Origin of the sequence: Kitasatospora sp. NPDC004723 (assembly GCF_040609255.1) — a bacterium.
Lineage (GTDB): Bacteria > Actinomycetota > Actinomycetes > Streptomycetales > Streptomycetaceae > Kitasatospora.
In genome coordinates, this window is sequence record NZ_JBEXJT010000039.1 from 46275 (window position 1) to 64962 (window position 18688).

Here is an 18688-nt window from a genome sequence, read left to right on the forward strand (position 1 = left end):
GGTGGGAAAGGCGGTCAGGCGGTGGCGGGCTGGAGGGTCCAGCGCTGGTTGGCGTTGCCGTTGCAGCCCCAGATGCCCAGGGTGGTGCCGTTGGCGTCGTTCCAGCCGGGCAGTTCCAGGCAGGCGTTGGCGGCGGGGTTGTGGAGGGTGCCGTCGGCGCGGTACGTCCAGATCTGGCCGGTGGTGGCCCGGCAGTCGGTGAGGACCGTCGGCGTGCCCCAGGAGGTCACGTCGTCCCGGACGGTCACGCAGCGTCCGCCGGAACGCAGGGTGCCGTCGGAGCCGAAGGCGAACTTCTGGCTCGCGCCGTTCCAGCAGTCGTAGAAGCGCAGGCCGCCGCCGTCGGGCGCGCCGTAGTTGTCGAGGCAGCGGCCCGGGTTGTGGGCGGAGCGGACGCCGAAGTCGGCGGAGCGGTCCCGCGGGATCTCCTGGGGCGCGGCGAAGCGCGGCCGGCCGCCCGCCGGGGCGGTGCCCGCGAAGCGCACCAGCCGGCCGTCGTAGACGGTGGCGACCAGGTCGGGGTAGCCGTCGCCGGTCATGTCACCGGGCGAGTCCACGGTCGGGAAGACGTTCGCGGCGAGCCCGATCGGGAGCACGGCGTGGGCGGCGGGCACCGTCCACTGCTCGGTCGCGGTGCCGCCGCAGTCCGCGATCACCAGACGGCTGCCCAGTCGGGTGACCGGGTCGGCCGCGTCGAGGCACTTGCCCGCGTTGGGGTTCATCAGCGTGCGCGGGTGGGGGCCGGCGACCCACTGCTGGGCCGGGCTGCCGTTGCAGTCCCACAGGTTGACCGGCGAGCCGTTGGCGGTGTTGCCGCCGGTGACGTCGAGGCACTTGCCGAGGACGTGCAGTGAGCCGTCGGTGCCGAGGGTGAACTGCTGGTTGGGGCTTTCGCCCTGCTCGGAGCAGGCCCACAGCAGGGCCGCGGTGCCGTTGCCCGTCCAGCCGTGGTCGATGTCGGCGCAGAGGTCCTTGCCGTCGGCGGCCTTGAGGCCCCAGCCCAGGGGCCGGTGGGCGGGCATCGTCAGCGGGGCGGAGCCGTTGACCGGCCAGCCCTCGGTGTCCAGCGGCAGCGGCAGGCCGGTGACGGCCCCGGTCACGGTGTCCCGCACCCAGAGCGTCGGCGCGCCGTTGACCTCGCCGGGGTGCAGCAGGGTGAAGCCGCTCCAGTCGTCCCCGGCGGCGCCGAGCTCGACACCGGTGCCGACGTAGCACAGGCTGTTGGAGGGGTAGTAGCGCAGGTGGCCCTTCTCGACGGTGACGAGGCCGGTCCCGCTGCCCCGTCGGACGGCCGTCAGCTGGGCGATGTTGTCCCAGGTCCCGTCGACACCCCGGGTGCACATGCCGCTGGTGCCCAGCTGGGTGGCGGAGCGGGTGAAGTGGCCGGCCGCGCCCTCCGGGGCGGCGTTCACGTCGTTGCTGTAGAGGAAGAGCTGCTTGGTGGCCTTGTTGTACGCGAACAGCGAGTCGCCGCTGCCCATGACGGCGCCGCGGTGGGCCACCAGGTAGTTGTTCCAGTCGTCCTTGCGCGGGCTGCGGTCCGCCGTGGACGCCGCCTCGGGCGTCAGCGGCTTGGTGCCGTCGCCGCCCCGGAACAGGGTCAGCGAGCCGTCCGCGGCCGGGAGCAGGAAGTCCGCGACGCCGTCGCGGTCGACGTCGCCCGGCACGACCGGGGCGGCCGGCTTGGCGGGGACGTAGTACGCGTAGGTGGACGCCTGCGGCGCGGAGTTGCCGGCCCCGTCGACGGCGCGCACGAACAGCGTGTGACTCCCCCAGTTGCCGACACCGACGCTGATCGGGACGTCGGCGTACGCGGTGCCGTCGGCCGTGAAGGAGGCCGGGACGCTGCCGGTGCCGTTGGGCGAGCTGTTGTCGTCGAGCGCGTACTGGAACGCGCGGACGCCACTGGCGAGGCAGCTGCCGCCCACGCAGCCGGCCGGGACCGGGTCCTTGCTGGTGACGCGGACGGTGACGCCGGTGTCACCGGCGCGGCCGGTGGGCGTGGCGCCGCTGCCGAGCGGCGGGAACACCGAGGAGGGCGCGATGGACGCCTGGGTCGGCGCGCTGAGGTCGACGGTGAAGGCGCAGTCCGCCGACGCGGGGCTGTTCACGCCCCCGGCGGTGGACCAGGCGTTCCAGCCGTACCGGTGGCCGTCCGCCAGCGCGCGGCCGACGTAGGTGTCGCCCCAGCCGCCGGTGCCGGCGATCGGCACGCTGGTCCGCGAGGTCGCGCCGGACTCGGCGCTCTCGCCCGCCGAGGCGTCCCACACGTGGAACCCGACGGTGATGTTGCTGCCGGGCGCCCCGCCGGCCCGGGCGAACAGGCGGACGTCGGACGAACCGTCCTGGAACGTCGACGTCCGGCCGATCCACCCGGGCGTGCCGCCGCCGCAGGCACTGTCCGCGGGGTTCCTCGACTGGGGGCTGGTGTACATCCCGGTGGGGGTGCTCGGTCCGGAGCCGTCCGCGAACGCGGCTCCGGGGGCGGCCAGCACCAGGGCGGCCGCGGACAGGGGGACCAGGCGTCTCGCCAGCGGGCCCCGCAGCCTTCCGGGGGGACGGGATTCTCGCATGATGTGTTCGTTCGCCTTCGCAGCCGTACCCCTCGGCCCGGGGCCGACCGCCGGTCGCCTCGCCGACGGCACCGCACGGGCAGCGTCTCGCCGAAGACCGGTGAATGAAGGGGTGTTTGTCCGATTGGTGCGCATTCCGACCACCCGTCAGGTGACGAGCCCTCACCTCGACGATCGGTGCGCGGTCGAACGCTAGTGCGTGCGAACGCGGGCTGGCAATCCGGTTTCCACGATCTTCGCGCCCGCCCCGCCGGGGCGAACGGCGCAGGTCACCGGCGCGCCCGGCGGCGGATGCGCCCCGGTGACAGAAGCGCCCGGCCCCGGCCGGAGGGTTCCGGTCGGGGCCGAGCGCCGTCGTGGCGGGACGGGCGGGGTCAGCGCAGGTCGAAGACCAGGCGGGCGGAGACCTTGCCGTTCAGGACCTCGTCGAAGCAGGTGTTGACGTCCTCCAGCCGGCGGGTCTCGCGGATGACCCGGGTGCGGCCCAGGGCGTGCAGCCGGAAGACCTCCGCGAGGTCCTCCCGGGTGCCGACGATCGAGCCGATCACCTTGGTCCCGTTGAGCACGGTGTCGAAGACCGGCAGTTCGAGCCTGCCCTCGGCGGGAAGGGCCACCAGGACGAGGGCGCCACCGCGGCGCAGCGAGCCGTAGGCGGCCTGGAAGGAGGCGTTGCTGACGGCCAGCGCGATGGCGGCGTGGGCCCCGCCGAGCTTCTGCACCTCGGCGGCGACGTCCTGGACCCGGGCGTCCAGCACGTGGTCGGCGCCGAGCTCGCGGGCCAGTGCGAGCTTGTCGTCGGTGACGTCGACCGCGATGGTCTCGGCGCCGGCGATCCGGGCGTACTGGAGGGCGAGGTGGCCGAGGCCGCCGATGCCGGAGATCAGGACGCGGGTGCCGGGCCCGGCACCGGAGACCTTGAGGGCCTTGTAGGTGGTGACGCCGGCGCAGGAGAGCGGGGCGGCGTCCAGCGGGTCGATGCCGTCGGGCACCGGGACGACGTAGTCGCCGTGGGCGAGGGCCTGCTCGGCGTAGGCGCCGTCGACGGAGTAGCCGCTGTTGTGCTGCCGGGTGCAGAGGGTCTCCCAGCCGGAGACGCAGTGGTCGCAGCGCCCGCAGGCGTCGGCCAGCCACGGGATGGCCACCCGCTCGCCGACCCGGACGTGCCGGACCTCGGAGCCGGCCGCCTCGACGATGCCGACGCCCTCGTGGCCGGGGACGAACGGCGGGTTCGGCTTCACCGGCCAGTCGCCGCGGGCGGCGTGGATGTCGGTGTGGCAGAGTCCGGAGGCCTCGATCCGCACCCGCACCTGGTGCGGACCGGGGTCGGGCAGCGGGCGCTCCTCGATCACGAGCGGCTGGGTGAAGTCGTGGACGACGGCGGCCTTCATGGTTCTGCTCCTGCCCTTCGTACCGGGGGGACCGTTCCCGGCCCCCGGAACCCCGTTCGGTTCACCTCCATCCCACGCCACGGCCGGGCGGGCCGCCAGGGCCGGACGGGTGAACCCGGAGGGACCATGGTCCCTCCGGGGCGCCGGTCAGGACTCGCGGTGCACGATGCGGCGGACCAGCTCGGGGACCCATTCGACGTACTCGACCTCCGCGCCGTCCGCGTGCCGGGCGTAGAGGAACCGGCCGGTCGCGGAGGCGGTCTCGGGCGTGGTGACGACGGCGCCCGCGGCCTCCAGGGTCTCGCTCAGCTCGTCGAGGTCGGAGACCACGACGGTCGCCGAGGCGTGCGCGTACTTGGCGCGCTCGGAGGGCGGGCCGGCGATCACCAGGAAGTCGCCGATGGCGGCGAGTTCGATCTCGTGGAAGCGGAACAGCAGGTCCGGCTCGGCCCCGGTGAGGGTGCGCAGCAGCGGGAGCGCGTGGTCCAGGCCGTCGGCCCAGAGCCGGGCATAGGTCTTGAGGATGGGCATGGGTGCTCCGAGTCGTCCGACGCCGTCCGGCGTCGACCGGCGTCACGGGTGGCCACCGTGTCAATCCGCCGGACGCCGGGTCTCCGACAGGTACCGGATCACCGTAAGCGGGCGGGCTCCCGCACAGAAGACCGTACTTTGCGGTGCGTCAGTGCCCGACGGTAACCGACCCGCCACCTGCGGCGGAGCCGGCCGGCCCGGTCCGGCCGCCGTCCCAGGCGATCAGCATCCGCAGGGCGTCCTCGGACGGGCTGCCGGGGTCGGGGGTGTAGGTGATCAGCGCCTGGTCGGGGTCGTCGGCCGGGCGGAGGGTCTCGTAGACCAGTTCCATCCGGCCGACCAGCGGGTGGTGGAACACCTTGCGGCCGGAGGTCTTGTCGCGCACCGGGTGCTCCGCCCACCACTGGCGGAACTCCGGGCTGCGTACCGAGAGTTCGCCGATCAGCTCGGCGAGCCGGGGGTCGTCGGGGCGGCGTCCGGCCTCCAGCCGGAGGAAGGCGGCGTTCTCCCGCGCGCAGCCGACCCAGTCGTCGTACAGGGTGCGCGAGGCCGGGTCGAGGTAGGTGATGCGGGCGATGTTGCGCTCGGCGGGGGCGAGCGCGCCGTAGTCGCCGAGCAGGGAGACGGCGGCGCGGTTCCAGGCGAGGACGTCCATCCGCCGGCCCATCACCACGGCGGGCACCTCGGGCATCGCCCCGAGCAGCCGGGCCAGGGCCGGGCGGACCTTCTGCGGGCCGGAGCCCCGGCCGCCCGGGCCCCGGCCCCCGGCGCCGCGGCCGCGGGCCGGGCGGGTCCGGGCGAGGCGGTGCAGGTGGCCGCCCTCCTCGGGGTCGAGGCGCAGCGCGCGGGCGACCGCGTCGAGCACGGAGTCCGAGGGGTTGCCGACCCGGCCCTGCTCGAGCCGGGTGTAGTAGTCGACGCTGACGCCGGCGAGCTGGGCGAGCTCCTCGCGGCGCAGGCCGGCCACCCGGCGCCGGCCGCCGAGGTCCGGCAGGCCGACGTCCTCGGGGCGGAGCCGGGAGCGGCGGGTCCGGAGGAACTCGGCGAGGCCGGCGCCGGTGGCGGCGACGTGGGTGGGGCTCGTGCTCATACGGCCATTCTCACCGGTCGGCGCTCCCGCAGCCTGGCCCTGGCAGGACCAGGCTGCGGGAGCGGAGGCAACCGGAGCGGCGGTCACCAGCCGTTGGCGACCGCCACCACGCCGCCGTCCACCACGAGGTCCTGGCCGGTGATGTAGGAGGCGCGGGGCGAGAGCAGGAAGGCCACCGCCTCGGCGACCTCCGCCGCCTCGCCCAGCCGGCCGAGCGGCACCAGGGACCGTACGGCGTCCTGCTGGGCCGGTTCGGTGATCACCTCGTGGAACATCCCGGTGACGATGTAGCCGGGGCTGACCGAGTTGATCCGGATGCCGCGCCCGGCGAACTCGCTGCCGAGGGTGCGGGTGAGGTTGTGCACGGCCGCCTTGGTCGCCGCGTACACGGGGGCGTTGGGCAGGCCGCGGTGCAGCGTCCAGGAGGCGTTGAGGACGATCGAGGCGCCGCCGGCGGACCGCTCCAGCAGCGGCAGGGCGTGCAGGACGGTGAACAGGACGCCCTTGAAGTTGACGTCCACGGTGCGGTCGAAGCTCTCCTCGGTCACCTCGGCCGAGGTCTCGAAGACGCCGACCCCGGCGTTGGCGAACACGCCGTCGAGGCGGCCGAAGCGCTCCTCCACCCGGCCGGCCAGCCGGGCCAGTTCGGCGGGCCGGGAGGAGTCGGCGCGGACGGTGAGCAGCCGTTCCCCGCCGCCGAGTTCGGACTCGGCCCGGCCCAGTCGGGCGTCGTCGCGGCCGGTGATCACGACGCTCGCCCCGCGGTCCAGCAGCAGCCGTGCGGTGGCCAGGCCCATGCCGCTCGTCCCGCCGGTGATCAGCACCGTCCGGCCGTCGAAGTCGCGGGCGGTGTCCGGGGTGTTCTCGTTCAGGTAGGTCATGCCCCCACCCTCGGGGCCGCGGGCGGGCCGGACCAGGCCCGCCCGGACCGGGGGTCCGCCGGGACCACCCTGGCGTCGGAATGCTTGCGCTCCATACCCCCTGGGGGTATGTTTCCCCTCGCCCCTCGGAGACATACCCCCACCCGGTATTGGAGAACGTGGTCATGTCCGACCTCACCGCCGCGTCCGCGGCCCCGGCCGCGCCGCCCGCGGCACCCTCGCCCCGCCGCTGGACAGCCCTCGGGCTCATCGCCCTCGCCCAGTTCATGGTGATCATGGACACCTCGATCATCGGGGTCGCCCTGCCCGAGATGCGCTCCGCGCTCGGCTTCACCCAGGAGGGCCTGTCCTGGGTCTTCAACGCCTACGTCGTCGCCTTCGGCGGACTACTGCTGCTCGGCGGCCGGCTCTCCGACCTGTTCGGCGCCAAGCGGCTGTTCGCCACCGGCTGGGCCGTCCTCGCCGCCGGCTCGCTGCTCGCCGGCCTCGCCGGGAACCCCGGACTCGAACTCGCCGGACGCGCCGTCCAGGGCGCCGGCTCCGCGCTGATCGCCCCGGCCGCGCTCACCCTGCTGATCAGCCTGTTCGGCGCCCGCCCGCAGGAGCTCGGCAAGGCGCTCGCCCTGTACGGCGCGGCGGCCCCGGCCGGCGGCACCGCGGGCGTCTTCCTCGGCGGCGTGATCACCCAGTACCTCAGCTGGGAGTGGGTCTTCTACGTCAACATCCCGGTCGCCCTCGGCGTCCTGCTCGCCACCCCCGGCGTGATGCCCGCCGCCCCCGCCCGCCGCGGCTCGGTGGACTGGCTCGGCGCGCTCACCGTCACCGCCGGCCTCGCCGTCTCCGTCTACGCCATCGTCCGCGCCCCGGAGACCGGTTGGGGCTCCGCGAGCACCTGGCTGGTGCTCGCCGGGGGCGTGCTGCTGATCCTCGCCTTCGTCGCGCTCCAGGCCAAGCGGCGCGAACCGCTGATGCGGCTCGGCATCTGGCGCAGCCCCGGCCTGGCCGGCGCCAACCTCGCCCAGCTGCTGATGGCCGCCGCCTGGATCCCGATGTGGTTCTTCCTGAACCTCTACCTCCAGCAGGTGCTCGGCCTGCAGGCCTTCGCCTCCGGTGCCGCGCTGCTGCCGATGACCGCCGCCATCATGCTGATGATGATCGTGCTGGCGCCCCGGCTGATCGCGCGCTTCGGCCCCAAGCCGCTCATCGTCACCGGTCTGCTCGCCCTCGCCGGCGGCATGCTCTGGCTCTCCTTCGCCCGCCCCGACGGCAGCTTCGCCGTCGACGTGCTGCCCGCCTCGCTGCTCGCCGCCGTCGGCATGTCGCTCGCCTTCATCCCCTCGCTCGGCACCGCGCTCGCCGTACCGAACCCGGCCGAGGGCGGTCTGGCCTCCGGCATCGTCAACACCAGCTACCAGATCGGCTCCGCCCTCGGCCTCGCCGCGATGACCGCGCTGGCCGCCGCGAACGGCGCGCGCGAACCCGGCGACCCGGTCGCGCTGACCGACGGCTTCTCCGCCGCGTTCCTGGGCGCCGCCGCCCTCGCCCTGCTCGGCGCGCTCGTCTCGGCGCTCACCATCCGTACCGCCAAGAGCGGTTGAGGCCGCCGACCGATCCCCGCCCCGCGCCTGTGCCCCCGCCGAACCCGGCAGGGGCACAGGCGCGGGGCGGGCCCGGGGCACTCCGGGACATCCACGGGTCGTCGACGCCGGCGCCGGCCACCCGGGACGGGCGGCACGTGCTGGCGCTCAACGCCAACGCCGACTGGTTCCGCGACGAACTCCCCCTGGCCGAGGCCGAGTTCTGCGGCTGAGCGACCGCACCCGGGCCGCCCGCCGGGGGGCGTCAGGCCTCCCGGCGGGCCCCCTCCGACGGGACCGCCCGGTACACGTGCGGCTCGGCGTAACCGGCCGCCGCGAAGGCCTCGACCACCGCCGCGGCCACCGCCTGCGCCTTCTCCGTCGACACCAGGGCGATCACCGAGCCGCCGAAGCCGCCGCCGGTCATCCGTGCGCCGAGGGCCCCGGCGGCGACGGCGGTGTCGGCCGCGAGGTCGGTCTCCGGGCAGGACGTCCGGTAGTCATCGCGCAGCGAGGCGTGGCCGGCGGTGAGGATCGGGCCGAGCGCGGCCGGACCGTGCCGCTCCAGCTCCTCGACGGCCCGCTCGACCCGGTCGTTCTCGGTCACCACGTGCCGCACCAACGGGACCAGCTCGGCGGGCAGTCGGGTGGAGGCCGCGGGCAGGTCGGCGGCGGCGAGGTCGCGCAGTGCGGGCAGCCCGAGCAGCGCGGCAGCCCGTTCGCAGCCGGCCCGCAGCGCCGCGTACGCGCCGTCGGCGAGGTCGTGCTGCACCCGGGTGTCGAGGACCAGCAGGGTGAGGCCGGCGCCCGCCAGGTCGAGCGGCACGTGCCGGGCGGAGAGGTCGCGGGCGTCCAGGTGCAGGGCGGCCCCGGCGCGGCAGACCATCGAGGCCATCTGGTCCATGATCCCGCAGGGCACGCCGACGAACTCGTTCTCGGCCCGCTGCGCGAGCAGGGCCGACTCGACGGCGTCCAGGCCGAGTTCGTACAGGTCGTTGTACGCTGCCGCGACCGCGCACTCCAGCGCGGCCGAGGAGGAGAGGCCGGCGCCGCCGGGCACGTCGCTGTCGAGCAGCACATCGGCGCCGCCCACCTCGTGCCCGGCCTTTCGCAGCGTCCACACCACGGCCGCGGGGTACGCGGCCCAGCCGGCCACCCCGCCCGGGGTGAGCGCGGCGACGTCCAGTTCCACGGTGTCGCCGGGCACCCGGGTCGAGGCGAGCCGCAGCACCCCGTCGGAGCGGCGCCGGGCGTACGCGCGCACGGCCTGCGGGATCGCGATCGGCAGCACGAACCCGTCGTTGTAGTCGGTGTGTTCGCCGATCAGGTTGACCCGGCCGGGGGCCGCCCAGACGCCCTCGGGGGCGTGGCCGTAGAGCTCCTCGAAGGTGCTGCCGGGAGCGGTGCTGGTCGTGGTCATCCCTGCGGTCCTCCGTCGGTCGGGGCGGTCGGGGCGGTGGGGGCGGCGGTGGGGGCAGCGGCGGGCGCGGTGAGGGGCGTGGCGGGCGCGGCCTCGCGCAGGCGCCGGGCGGCGTCCTCCGGGGCGACGTCGTTCATGAACGCCTCCATGCCGGACTCGGTGCCGGCCAGGTACTTGAGCTTGTCGGCCGTCCGCCGGACGGTGAACAGCTCCAGGTGGAGGGCGAATTCGGCCTCCTCGCCGACCGGCGCCTGGTGCCAGGCGGCGATGTAGGGCGCGCGGACGCGACGGCCGCCGTCCGCCGGGTCGGTGAAGAGGTTGTCGAACCGGCGCAGCAGGTCGAGGTAGACGCGGCCGAACTCGGCGCGCTCGGCCTCGGTGAGGCGGGTGAGGTCGGGGACCCGGCGGTTCGGGTGGAGGTGGACCTCGTAGGGCCAGCGGGCGGCGAAGGGCACGAAGGCGGTCCAGTGCTCGCCGGTGAGGACGACCCGCGAGGAGGACCGCTCGGCGGCGAGCAGGTCCTCGAAGAGGTTGCGGCCGGTGGCGGCCCGGTGGCGGGCGGCCTGGTCGAGCATCCGGGCGGTGCGCGGGGTGGTGAACGGCAGCGCGTAGATCTGGCCGTGCGGGTGGGCGAGGGTGACGCCGATCTCGACGCCGCGGTTCTCGAAGCAGTACACCTGCCGGACACCGGGCCGGGCGGAGAGTGCGGCGGTGCGGTCGGTCCAGGCGTCGAGCACCAGGCGGGCGCGGTCCTCGTCCAGGTCCGCGAAGGAGGCGCCGTGATCGGAGGTGAAGCAGACCACCTCGCAGCGGCCGACGCCGGGGCGGCGACCGAGCAGCGGGTCCTCCTCGGCGGGCACCCCGGGGTGGGTTCCGGGCTCGCCCGCGAGGGACGGGAAGCGGTTCTCGAAGACAGCCACCTGGTAGTCGGCCGCCGGGATCTCGCTGAGCCGGCCGTCGCGGCTGGGGCACAGCGGGCACTCGTCGGCCGGCGGGTGGTAGGTGCGTGCCTGGCGGTGGGCGGCGATGGTCACCCAGGCGCCGGTCAGCGGGTCGAGCCGTACCTCGGAGGAGGGCACGGCGGCGTCCAGCGGACGCCGGTCGGCGACCGTCCGGCCGGCGGGCGGTGCGCCCCGGTCGTAGTAGATCAGCTCACGGCCGTCGGCGAGTTCGGTGACGGTCCTGGTCGTCGCACCGGCCGTCCCGGTCGGGTCGGTCACCGTCGCGGGCATGACGTGCTCCCTCTCATGGGGCTTCCCTTCAACCACATGACCAAACAATATCGAACAGGATCCAACATGCACGCCACCGGGCCGGGGGCGGTCCGCGAACAGGGTCAGCCGGCCGCCCGGTGCCAGGGGGCGTCGGGCCGGGTCGGCACCGGATCCGCCGTGAGCCGCAGGGCGTAGACGTCCCGCCCGTCGGGGCCGGGCACCGGGCCGAGGTAGTCGTGGCCGGTGAGGTGGCACCAGGCGGGCAGGTCGAGCGGCGCCGCCGGATCGGTGCTGATCACGTGCACGACCGTCCCGGCGGAACGGCCCGCGATGCGCTTGCGCAGGTGCAGCAGCAGGGTGACGCAGAGCATGCCGGTGCCGTCGACGACCAGCGGACCGGGCCCGTCCGCTCCGGGGTCATCGGCCCCCGGGCCGGCAGCGGCCGGAGCGGCGGTCATGCGGCGCCCGCCTCGACCGGGAGGGACGCCAGCCGCCATTCGAGCATGCCGTCGGCGAGCCGCTTCGCGTCGCGACCGTGCGCCGCCAGCAGCCGCACGGCGTCGTGGGCGAGGACGCAGTTGGTGCCGCGGCAGTACGCGACGACCTCCACCGCAGCGGGCAGCTCGGCGAGCCGGGCCTCCAACTGGTCCAGCGGGACGGACAGGGCGCCGGGGATGTGCCCGGCGGCGTACTCCTCGGCCGGCCGCACGTCGATCACGGTGGCGGTGCCCGCCTTCACCCGCGCCAGCAGCTCCTCCCGGGTGAGGTGGTCGGTGTCCTGCGGCCCGAGGTAGGCGGCCCGGGCCTGTCCGGTGGCCGCGAGACGGGCGAGCGCGACCTGCTGGAGCTGCGCGTAGAGGGCGGCGACGTCGTCCCCGGCGAGACGGTAGTGGATGCGCACGCCGTCGCGGCGGGCGACCACCAGCCCGGCCTGCTTGAGGGTCTGCAGATGGGCGGAGGCGGTGGTCAGCCCGAGCCCGGCGGCCCGGGCGAGGGCGTCGACGCCGCGCTCCCCCTGGGCGAGCAGATCGAGCAGCTCCAGGCGCTTGCCGTTGGACAGCGCCTTGCCGGTGGTGGCCAGCGCGTCGAACAGCGCGGCCTTCTGTGCGGGATCTCCCATGACATCCTCCATAAATCCATGGATTATTGTAGAACCAGTCGGGTGGACCTGTCGCCCGGCCCGACACCGGATGTCCGACACCCGGATCCGCCCATTCTGGAGGACGGCCCGTGACCGCCACCCTGTCCACCGCCGGCTCCGCCGTCCGGCTCGGGCTCCGCGCCAACCTCGCCCAGTTCACCCTGCTGGTCGCGGTCAACGCCCTGGTCGGCGGCATGCTCGGCCAGGAACGCACCGTCCTGCCCCTGCTCGCCGACCGCACCTTCCAGCTCTCCGCCTACACCGCCGCACTGACCTACATCGTGGCGTTCGGCGCGACCAAGGCCGTCACCAACTTCTTCGCGGGCGCCCTCTCCGACCGCTACGGCCGCAAGCCGGTGCTGGTCGCGGGCTGGCTGCTCGCCCTCCCGGTGCCGCTGCTGCTGATCTGGGCGCCGACCTGGGGCTGGGTGGTGTTCGCGAACGTCCTGCTCGGCGTCAACCAGGGCCTGACCTGGTCGACCACCGTCATCATGAAGATCGACCTGGTCGGCCCCGCCCGCCGGGGCCTGGCGATGGGCTTCAACGAGGCCGCCGGCTACCTCGCCGTCGCCGCCACCGCGATGGGCACCGGTGCCATCGCCGCGCACTGGGGACTGCGCCCGCAGCCGTTCCTGCTCGGCATCGCCTTCGCCGCCCTCGGCCTCGGCCTGTCCGTCCTCGCCGTCCGCGAGACCCGCGAACACGCCCGCGCCGAGGCCGCCCGCCACCCGGCCCCCGCCAACCCCGACCACCACGGCGAGCTGACCACCGGCCAGGTCGCCCGCACCACCAGCCTCACCGACCGGGCGCTGTCCTCGGCCAGCTGGGCGGGCATGGTCAACAACCTGAACGACGCCCTCGCCTGGGGCGTCTTCCCGCTGCTGTTCGCCACCCACGGCCTGTCGGTCGCCCGGATCGGCCTGCTCGCCGCCCTCTACCCGGCGGTCTGGGGGCTGGGCCAGATCCTCACCGGCTGGTGGTCCGACCGGATCGGCCGCAAGCACCTGATCACCGCCGGCATGCTCCTGCAGGCCGTCGCCATCGGCCTGGTCGCCGCCGGCACCACCTTCCCGGTGTGGGCACTCGCCCAGATCCTGCTCGGCGCCGGCACCGCGCTGGTCTACCCGACCCTGCTCGCCGTCATCGGCGACGTCGCCCACCCGGCCTGGCGCGCCCGCGCGGTCGGCGTCTACCGCCTCTGGCGCGACGGCGGCTTCGCGGTCGGTGCCCTCCTCGCCGGAGCGCTCGCCGACGCCTACGGCGTGACCACCGCCATCTGGGCGGTCGCCGCCCTCACCGCCACGGCGGGCGCGGTCGTCGCGGTGCGGATGTACGAGACCCACCCCCGCGCGGCCCGTGGCGAATCCGCCTGAGCGGGCGGCCCGCTCGGCGGATACTCGCTGGACCGGCCGCGGAGCGGAGCCGATAGTGGAGCGATGTGCTTCCGTCGCATCAGTTCGAGCCGGCACTTCGTCTGCCTACCGTGCCGCGCGTCCTCCAAGAAGCGCGACGCGAACGACGGCCGCGCGAACCGCTGCCCGCGCTGCCGGGGCTCCCTGATCGACGCCGGCCACGACCTGGAGGTCCCCCGCCGCACCGATACGGCCGGGTGGCGGGCACTCACCGTCGTGCTCAACGCGGGCATCACGTTCCACTCCTCCTGCTGCGAGGGCCCCGGCTGGCGACCGCGCACCCCGCGCGAGGTGAAGGAACGCCTGACCGCGGCGGCGAGAAGCGGCACCCCGATCCGCAAGGCCCTCACCACGGCGACGCCGGCCGACCTCACGGTCAGGACACGCACACCCGGCAGGCCCCGCTGACCGCCTGCCGGGACGACGGCACGGCCCGACGGTCCCCCGCCGGCCCGAGCGCGGGCGGGCCCGAGGGGTCGTCCGGGCCCGCGCGTCACCGGGCGGCAGGACGGGGCCGAGGAGGGAGGGACCGGACCGGGCGCGGGGACCGGGCGGGGGGCCAGGCGTGGAGGGCGAGGGTGGCCGCCGCGAGGGCGAGGACGCCGAGGGCGAGGGTGGCGGCGGGGAGGCCGGCGGTGGCGCCGAGCCAGCCGGCCAGGGGGTAGGCGAGCAGCCAGCAGCCGTGGGAGAGCGAGAACTGGGCGGCGAAGGCGGCCGGCAGGTCCGCCGCCGGCACGGCGGAGCGCAGCAGGCGACCGCCCGGGGTGAGGATCAGCGAACCGGCCGCGCCGAGCCCGGCCCACAGGGCCAGTAGCGCGGGCCAGCGCCATCCGCCGCCGCCCGCCGTCGGCCCCGCCGCGGTGACCAGGGCCAGCGCGGCGAGCAGGCCCACGACGGCAAAGGCGGCGGGCAGCATCACCGCGCGGTCGGTGACCCGGTCCAGCACCCGGGGCAGCAGCAGCGCCACCGTCATCGAGCCGGCGCCGTACGCGCCGAGCGCGAGCGGCACGTCGGCCGCCGGCCGGCCCAGTTGCCCGCGGACACAGACGACGGTGTTGACGATCACCATGGCCCCGCCGGCCGCGACGGCGAGGTCCAGGGCGAGCAGCGCCCGCAGGCGTGGCACGGAGAGGAAGAGCCGGATCCCCGCCAGCGAGCGCGAAGCGAGCGCCCCACCCGATCCGCCCGCCCCGGCCGCGCCACCCGGTCCGCCCGCCCCGGCCGCGCCGCCCGGCAGGACCACCGAGACCACCAGGGCGGCGGACGCGAGGAAGCCCGTCATCGTCCCCCAGAACAGCCAGCGGTAGCCGACCAGCGCCAGCACCCCGGCCGCCAGCACCGGGCTGACCAGGCTCTCGGTGTCGTAGGCGAGCCGGGACAGGGACAGCGCCCGGGTGTAGTCGTGCTCCTCGGGCAGGACCTCCGGGATGACCGACTGGAACGCCGGGGTGAAGGTCGCCGAGGCCGCTTGCAGGACGAAGATCAGCAGGTAGACCTGCCAGACCGAGCCGACGAACGGCAGCCCGAGCGCCACCCCGGCGCGCGTCAGGTCGGCGGCGACCAGCAGTCGGCGCCGCGGGATCCGGTGCGCGAGCGCGGCGACGACCGGGGCGATCCCCACGTAGGCGACCATCTTGATCGCCAGCGCGGTGCCGAGCACCGAGCCGGCGTCGGCCCCGGCGAGGTCGTAGGCGAGCAGGCCCAGCGCGACGGTGGCCAGGCCGCTGCCGGCGAGGGCGACCACCTGGGCGGTGAACAGGTGCCGGTAGGTGCGGTTGCGGAGGACGGAGAGCATCGGGGGCTCCGTTCGGACTCGGCGCGCGGGCCGGGGGCGTCCCGTTCGGGCTGCCGTCCCTCCAGAATAGGCCAACATGTGCATACCTGTGCACGTATTGAGGACGGCAATCCGCCCGAGGGTACAACGGTGGATCGCGCGCTCAGTCGTGCGGGGGCAGCCCGCTGATCTGGTGGTCGGCGACGTTCAGCGCCTCGTGGACCAGCCGCCGCAGGTGTCCGTGCCGCAGCGTGTACACCACCCGCCGCCCGTCCTTGCGGGTCGACACCAGCCCGGCCAGCCGCAGCTTGCCGAGGTGCTGGCTGACCGACGGCCGCGCCGCGCCGGCCGCCTCGGTCAGCGTGGTCACGTCCGCCTCGCCCTCGCCCAGCCGCTGGAGCAGCGCGAGCCGGGTGCGGTCGGCGAGCAGGGCGAGGATGCCGGCCGCCACGTCCAGCCGCTCGTCCAGCCGCCCGTCCGCGCCGGAGTGCTGCGATTCATGTGCACCTGATACCTGGACGCTGCCGCTCATGGCCTCAGCTTAGGGCGTGTCCGGTGACTTCCCGCCGGGCCGGCGTCCCGGCCTCAGGGCAGGACGTCGTAGGTGTAGACGGCGGTCGAGTCGAGGACGGACTCCGGCGTGGCGGAGGAGCCGAGCGGGGAGACGATCGGGTCCTTGAGGCGGTGGCCCTGCAGCGAGGCCGGCGCGGACTGGTCGGGGAGGTAGTGCCGCCCGTTGCGCCGCATCCATCCCTCCCAGATCCGGTCGATGTTGCAGTGGTGCAGGTAGAAGGCCGGCTCGTTGGGCGAGGAGGCCAGGCCCATGTCACGGCCGATGTAGACGTGCACCAGGTTGTGCAGACCGAAGGGGTTGAACCCCTCCAGGCGGTTGCGGAAGCCCTCCGAGGTGACGTCCCACGGCGCGAAGTCGTAGACGGCCAGGTTGGGGTCGCCGGTCGCCGGGTCGCTGTCGTACGCCGCCGTGACGTCTCCGGCGGTCGGCAGGTTGGGCGCGTCCACGCCGAGGGCCCGGCGCAGACCGCGCGGCGGGCGGTTGATCAGCGTCAGCATGGAGTTGACGTCGATCCGGACGCGGAAGGCATCGGGGTCGGCGGGGTTGGCCGGGTCGACCCCGAACGGGCCGTCGGTGACCGCGCCGCCGGCGGCCGGGGAGCCGGTGCCGCCCATGCAGGTCGGCTTCCAGAAGTCGCTGTCCGACGGGCGGGCGAGCGCCGCGTCCGCCGTCCAGTCCCAGTAGGGCAGGCCGAAGGACGGATCGCCCAGGACGCGTTGGAGGTTGGCCTCCAGCAGGCCGAGCATGACCCGGTGCCAGGGCAGGAAGATCGGGCCGCGGTGGGCGGCGTTGCGGACGTCGGGGTCGCCGCCGGGCGGGACGGCGGTGCGCATCGACATCACGTGCCAGATCACGAAGAGGTCGTAGGTGCGGACGGTCTCGGCCGGGCCGGCGATGCCGAAGTCGGCGGTGGTGAAGGTGCTCTGCTCGCGTTTGAGCAGGTTGACGCCGGAGGTGTAGGCGTCGCGGGCGGCGGGGTCGGTGAGGATGTTCCTCCGGACGACGGCGGCCATCTCAGCCGCCTCCGTGCCCGTGGCCGTGGCCGCCGCCCATGTCCATGCCCGTGCCCGGGCCGCCCATGCCGGTACCCGTCCCCGTACCGGAGCCGGATCCGCCTGCGGCCGTGAACTCGTCGGGATAGTTGTCGATCAGCGCCTTCACCGCGTCCAGTGCCGAGAGGAACCGGTACGCGGGCAGGGCATGGCAGTGCAGGGTGCCGTTGTCCTCCACGCCGATGTGCGCGCCGATCGGGCGGCCGTCCACGGTGATCTCGTACCTGGTGGTGACGACGATCCGGTGGCCGTCGTACAGCGTCGTGCGGACCGTCGTCGCGGGCCCCATGTGAGGGGCGGCCGGCGGGCGCGGCAGGCTGCTGAGGTAGCCACCGAGCTTCGCCGGAGTGGCAGCGGCGGCCAGGCCTTCTGGGTCCATGGCTGACTCCCGGGCCGAGGGCGGCCCCGGGCGTGCCCCGGAGCACGGTTCTCCCGCCTCCCACCGTCCCGCAGAACCGCCCGCCGCGCGCGGCGGGGCGGCGTCTCCGCAGGTCAGCCGCCCTACAGGCCGGTCCCCTCGGAGGTCACCCCTCCCGGAGGTCGGCGATCCGGCGGATCTTGCCGACGGAGCGCTCCAGGCTGTACGGGTCCACCACCTCGACGTCCACGCTCACCCCGACCCCGTCCTTGACGCCCCGCGCGATCTCCGCGGCGGCCGCGGCCCGTTGCTCGGGGGCGGCGTCCGGACGTGCCTCGACCCGCACCGTCAGGTGGTCCATCCGGCCCCGGCGGGTCAGCCGGAGCTGGAAGTGCGGCGCGACGGCGGGCACCCGCAGCAGGACCTCCTCGACCTGGGTCGGGAAGAGGTTGACCCCGCGCAGGATGATCATGTCGTCGCTGCGGCCCGTCACCCGGGCCATCCGGCGGAAGGCGGGGCGGGCGGTGCCCGGCAGCAGACGGGTGAGGTCGCGGGTGCGGTAGCGGATCACCGGCAGCGCCTCCTTGGTGAGCGAGGTGAAGACGAGTTCGCCGCTCTCGCCGTCCGGCAGCACGTCGTCGGTCAGCGGGTCGACCACCTCGGGGTAGAAGTGGTCCTCCCAGATGTGCAGGCCGTCCTTGGTCTCCACGCACTCCTGGGCGACGCCGGGCCCCATCACCTCGGAGAGGCCGTAGATGTCGACGGCGTGGAGGTCCATCCGCCGCTCGATCTCGGCGCGCATCTCCTCCGTCCACGGCTCGGCGCCGAAGATGCCGACCTTCAGCGAGGTCGACCGCGGATCGACGCCCTGCCGCTCGAACTCGTCGAGCAGCGTGAGCAGGTAGGACGGGGTGACCATGATGATCTCGGGGCGGAGGTCCTGGATCAGCTGGACCTGGCGGGCCGTCATGCCGCCGGACGCCGGGATCACCGTGCAGCCGGCCCGTTCGGCGCCCGCGTGCGCGCCCAGTCCGCCGGTGAACAGGCCGTAGCCGTAGGCGATGTGCACCGTCTGGCCGGGCCGCCCGCCGGCCGCCCGGATCGAGCGGGCCACCACGTCGGCCCACACGTCGAGGTCGTGCTCGGTGTAGCCGACGACGGTGGGCCGGCCGGTGGTGCCGCTGGAGGCGTGGATCCGGCGGACCTTCTCCCTCGGGACGGCGAACATGCCGAACGGGTAGGTGTCGCGCAGGTCGGCCTTGGTGGTGAAGGGGAAGCGGGCGAGGTCGGCGAGGGTGCGGCAGTCCTCGGGGGCGACGCCGGCCGCGTCGAACCTGCGGCGGTACAGCTCGACCTCGTCGTAGGCGTGGCGCAGCGTGGCCCGCAGGTGCGCGAGCTGGTGCGCGCGCAGCTCCTCGCGGGTCATCCGCTCGCCGGCGTCCAGCAGTTCGTCCGGCGGCGCTTCGCCCGGCCGCACCGTCCCGGGTGCCCCGGCTCCGCCCGGGTCCGCCGTTCCGCCGCTCATCGCGCCTCCTCCCAGCCATGCCTACCGATCATTCGGTCGGCACTCGACGGGGCCAAGTAATCCAGTACCCGAACCACCTGTCAAGGGTCGGCGCGCACGGATCCCCACCCCTCCTCAGCCCCGATCTCTGCCGAACGGCAGATGGCAGCGGCCCGCCGATCGGACAGGCTCGTCGTCG

18 protein-coding genes are annotated in these 18688 nt (G+C 74.7%); 4 read left to right on the forward strand and 14 right to left on the reverse strand.

Annotated features, from left to right (window positions below; genetic code table 11):
• Positions 1-14: 14 nt before the first annotated feature.
• The 5 genes from ABZW10_RS29115 to ABZW10_RS29135 form a co-directional block, all read right to left on the reverse strand.
• Positions 15-2573 carry a ricin-type beta-trefoil lectin domain protein gene (locus tag ABZW10_RS29115; RefSeq protein ID WP_355371514.1) on the reverse strand — a complete coding sequence of 853 codons (2559 nt, stop codon included), beginning with the start codon at positions 2571-2573 and terminating at the stop codon, positions 15-17.
• Positions 2574-2947: 374 nt separating this feature from the next.
• The gene (adhP, locus tag ABZW10_RS29120; protein ID WP_355371516.1) at positions 2948-3961 is read right to left on the reverse strand and encodes an alcohol dehydrogenase AdhP; all 1014 of its coding nucleotides are present in this window, start codon (positions 3959-3961) and stop codon (positions 2948-2950) included.
• Positions 3962-4108: 147 nt separating this feature from the next.
• Complete coding sequence (locus ABZW10_RS29125; protein ID WP_355371519.1) at positions 4109-4492, reverse strand: VOC family protein; 384 nt, start codon at positions 4490-4492, stop codon at positions 4109-4111.
• Between the two features lie 148 nt (positions 4493-4640).
• On the reverse strand, positions 4641-5582 hold the full coding sequence (locus tag ABZW10_RS29130) for a helix-turn-helix transcriptional regulator (protein WP_355371521.1): 942 nt from the start codon (positions 5580-5582) through the stop codon (positions 4641-4643).
• An 83-nt stretch (positions 5583-5665) separates the two neighbouring features.
• Positions 5666-6463, reverse strand: a complete 798-nt coding sequence (locus ABZW10_RS29135) for a glucose 1-dehydrogenase (protein WP_355371524.1) — start codon at positions 6461-6463, stop codon at positions 5666-5668.
• A 164-nt stretch (positions 6464-6627) separates the two neighbouring features.
• Between ABZW10_RS29135 and ABZW10_RS29140 the strand changes: the two genes are divergently transcribed.
• Together ABZW10_RS29140 and ABZW10_RS29145 are read left to right on the forward strand one after the other, a co-directional pair.
• Positions 6628-8061: an MFS transporter gene (locus ABZW10_RS29140; RefSeq protein ID WP_355371526.1), complete on the forward strand. Its 1434-nt coding sequence runs from the start codon at positions 6628-6630 to the stop codon at positions 8059-8061.
• Positions 8062-8090: 29 nt separating this feature from the next.
• On the forward strand, positions 8091-8273 hold the full coding sequence (locus ABZW10_RS29145; RefSeq protein ID WP_355371529.1) for a hypothetical protein: 183 nt from the start codon (positions 8091-8093) through the stop codon (positions 8271-8273).
• A gap of 32 nt (positions 8274-8305) precedes the next feature.
• Here the strand turns inward: ABZW10_RS29145 and galK are convergent, their stop codons facing one another.
• The 4 genes from galK to ABZW10_RS29165 form a co-directional block, all read right to left on the reverse strand.
• Entirely contained in the window at positions 8306-9460 is a 1155-nt protein-coding gene (galK, locus tag ABZW10_RS29150) for a galactokinase (protein WP_355371532.1), read from the reverse strand.
• Positions 9457-10692, reverse strand: coding sequence for a galactose-1-phosphate uridylyltransferase (galT, locus tag ABZW10_RS29155; protein WP_355371535.1), 1236 nt, complete (start codon positions 10690-10692; stop codon positions 9457-9459). The genes galK and galT overlap by 4 nt, the downstream gene beginning before the upstream one ends.
• Before the next feature lie 104 nt (positions 10693-10796).
• Positions 10797-11132 carry a sulfurtransferase TusA family protein gene (locus tag ABZW10_RS29160; RefSeq protein WP_355371538.1) on the reverse strand — a complete coding sequence of 112 codons (336 nt, stop codon included), beginning with the start codon at positions 11130-11132 and terminating at the stop codon, positions 10797-10799.
• Entirely contained in the window at positions 11129-11794 is a 666-nt protein-coding gene (locus ABZW10_RS29165; RefSeq protein WP_355371541.1) for a metalloregulator ArsR/SmtB family transcription factor, read from the reverse strand. The genes ABZW10_RS29160 and ABZW10_RS29165 overlap by 4 nt, the downstream gene beginning before the upstream one ends.
• A gap of 110 nt (positions 11795-11904) precedes the next feature.
• On the opposite strand from ABZW10_RS29165, the gene ABZW10_RS29170 reads away from it, so the two are divergent.
• On the forward strand, positions 11905-13188 hold the full coding sequence (locus ABZW10_RS29170) for an MFS transporter (protein ID WP_355371544.1): 1284 nt from the start codon (positions 11905-11907) through the stop codon (positions 13186-13188).
• Positions 13189-13251: 63 nt separating this feature from the next.
• Positions 13252-13635: a hypothetical protein gene (locus ABZW10_RS29175; protein WP_355371546.1), complete on the forward strand. Its 384-nt coding sequence runs from the start codon at positions 13252-13254 to the stop codon at positions 13633-13635.
• 85 nt (positions 13636-13720) lie between these two features.
• On the opposite strand, the gene ABZW10_RS29180 is transcribed toward ABZW10_RS29175, so the two are convergent.
• From ABZW10_RS29180 to paaK, 5 genes are all read right to left on the reverse strand, one after another.
• Positions 13721-15022 (reverse strand): MFS transporter, encoded by a 1302-nt coding sequence (locus ABZW10_RS29180; protein ID WP_355371549.1) that lies wholly within the window; start codon positions 15020-15022, stop codon positions 13721-13723.
• A gap of 142 nt (positions 15023-15164) precedes the next feature.
• Positions 15165-15533, reverse strand: coding sequence for a metalloregulator ArsR/SmtB family transcription factor (locus tag ABZW10_RS29185; RefSeq protein ID WP_355371552.1), 369 nt, complete (start codon positions 15531-15533; stop codon positions 15165-15167).
• A 53-nt stretch (positions 15534-15586) separates the two neighbouring features.
• Entirely contained in the window at positions 15587-16588 is a 1002-nt protein-coding gene (locus ABZW10_RS29190) for a tyrosinase family protein (protein ID WP_355371555.1), read from the reverse strand.
• A gap of 1 nt (position 16589) precedes the next feature.
• Entirely contained in the window at positions 16590-17006 is a 417-nt protein-coding gene (locus ABZW10_RS29195) for a hypothetical protein (protein WP_355371558.1), read from the reverse strand.
• Between the two features lie 145 nt (positions 17007-17151).
• Positions 17152-18510 carry a phenylacetate--CoA ligase PaaK gene (gene paaK, locus ABZW10_RS29200; RefSeq protein ID WP_355371561.1) on the reverse strand — a complete coding sequence of 453 codons (1359 nt, stop codon included), beginning with the start codon at positions 18508-18510 and terminating at the stop codon, positions 17152-17154.
• Positions 18511-18688 lie beyond the last annotated feature (178 nt).

What these genes read in the sequence shown, in the direction of transcription:
- ABZW10_RS29115 (WP_355371514.1), bottom strand. Translation starts at nt 2,573, where the DNA reads ATGCGAGAATCCCGTCCCCCCGGAAGGCTGCGGGGCCCGCTGGCGAGA.
- adhP (WP_355371516.1), bottom strand. Translation starts at nt 3,961, where the DNA reads ATGAAGGCCGCCGTCGTCCACGACTTCACCCAGCCGCTCGTGATCGAG.
- ABZW10_RS29125 (WP_355371519.1), bottom strand. Translation starts at nt 4,492, where the DNA reads ATGCCCATCCTCAAGACCTATGCCCGGCTCTGGGCCGACGGCCTGGAC.
- ABZW10_RS29130 (WP_355371521.1), bottom strand. Translation starts at nt 5,582, where the DNA reads ATGAGCACGAGCCCCACCCACGTCGCCGCCACCGGCGCCGGCCTCGCC.
- ABZW10_RS29135 (WP_355371524.1), bottom strand. Translation starts at nt 6,463, where the DNA reads ATGACCTACCTGAACGAGAACACCCCGGACACCGCCCGCGACTTCGAC.
- ABZW10_RS29140 (WP_355371526.1), top strand. Translation starts at nt 6,628, where the DNA reads ATGTCCGACCTCACCGCCGCGTCCGCGGCCCCGGCCGCGCCGCCCGCG.
- galK (WP_355371532.1), bottom strand. Translation starts at nt 9,460, where the DNA reads ATGACCACGACCAGCACCGCTCCCGGCAGCACCTTCGAGGAGCTCTAC.
- galT (WP_355371535.1), bottom strand. Translation starts at nt 10,692, where the DNA reads ATGCCCGCGACGGTGACCGACCCGACCGGGACGGCCGGTGCGACGACC.
- ABZW10_RS29160 (WP_355371538.1), bottom strand. Translation starts at nt 11,132, where the DNA reads ATGACCGCCGCTCCGGCCGCTGCCGGCCCGGGGGCCGATGACCCCGGA.
- ABZW10_RS29165 (WP_355371541.1), bottom strand. Translation starts at nt 11,794, where the DNA reads ATGGGAGATCCCGCACAGAAGGCCGCGCTGTTCGACGCGCTGGCCACC.
- ABZW10_RS29175 (WP_355371546.1), top strand. Translation starts at nt 13,252, where the DNA reads ATGTGCTTCCGTCGCATCAGTTCGAGCCGGCACTTCGTCTGCCTACCG.
- ABZW10_RS29180 (WP_355371549.1), bottom strand. Translation starts at nt 15,022, where the DNA reads ATGCTCTCCGTCCTCCGCAACCGCACCTACCGGCACCTGTTCACCGCC.
- ABZW10_RS29185 (WP_355371552.1), bottom strand. Translation starts at nt 15,533, where the DNA reads ATGAGCGGCAGCGTCCAGGTATCAGGTGCACATGAATCGCAGCACTCC.
- ABZW10_RS29190 (WP_355371555.1), bottom strand. Translation starts at nt 16,588, where the DNA reads ATGGCCGCCGTCGTCCGGAGGAACATCCTCACCGACCCCGCCGCCCGC.
- ABZW10_RS29195 (WP_355371558.1), bottom strand. Translation starts at nt 17,006, where the DNA reads ATGGACCCAGAAGGCCTGGCCGCCGCTGCCACTCCGGCGAAGCTCGGT.
- paaK (WP_355371561.1), bottom strand. Translation starts at nt 18,510, where the DNA reads ATGAGCGGCGGAACGGCGGACCCGGGCGGAGCCGGGGCACCCGGGACG.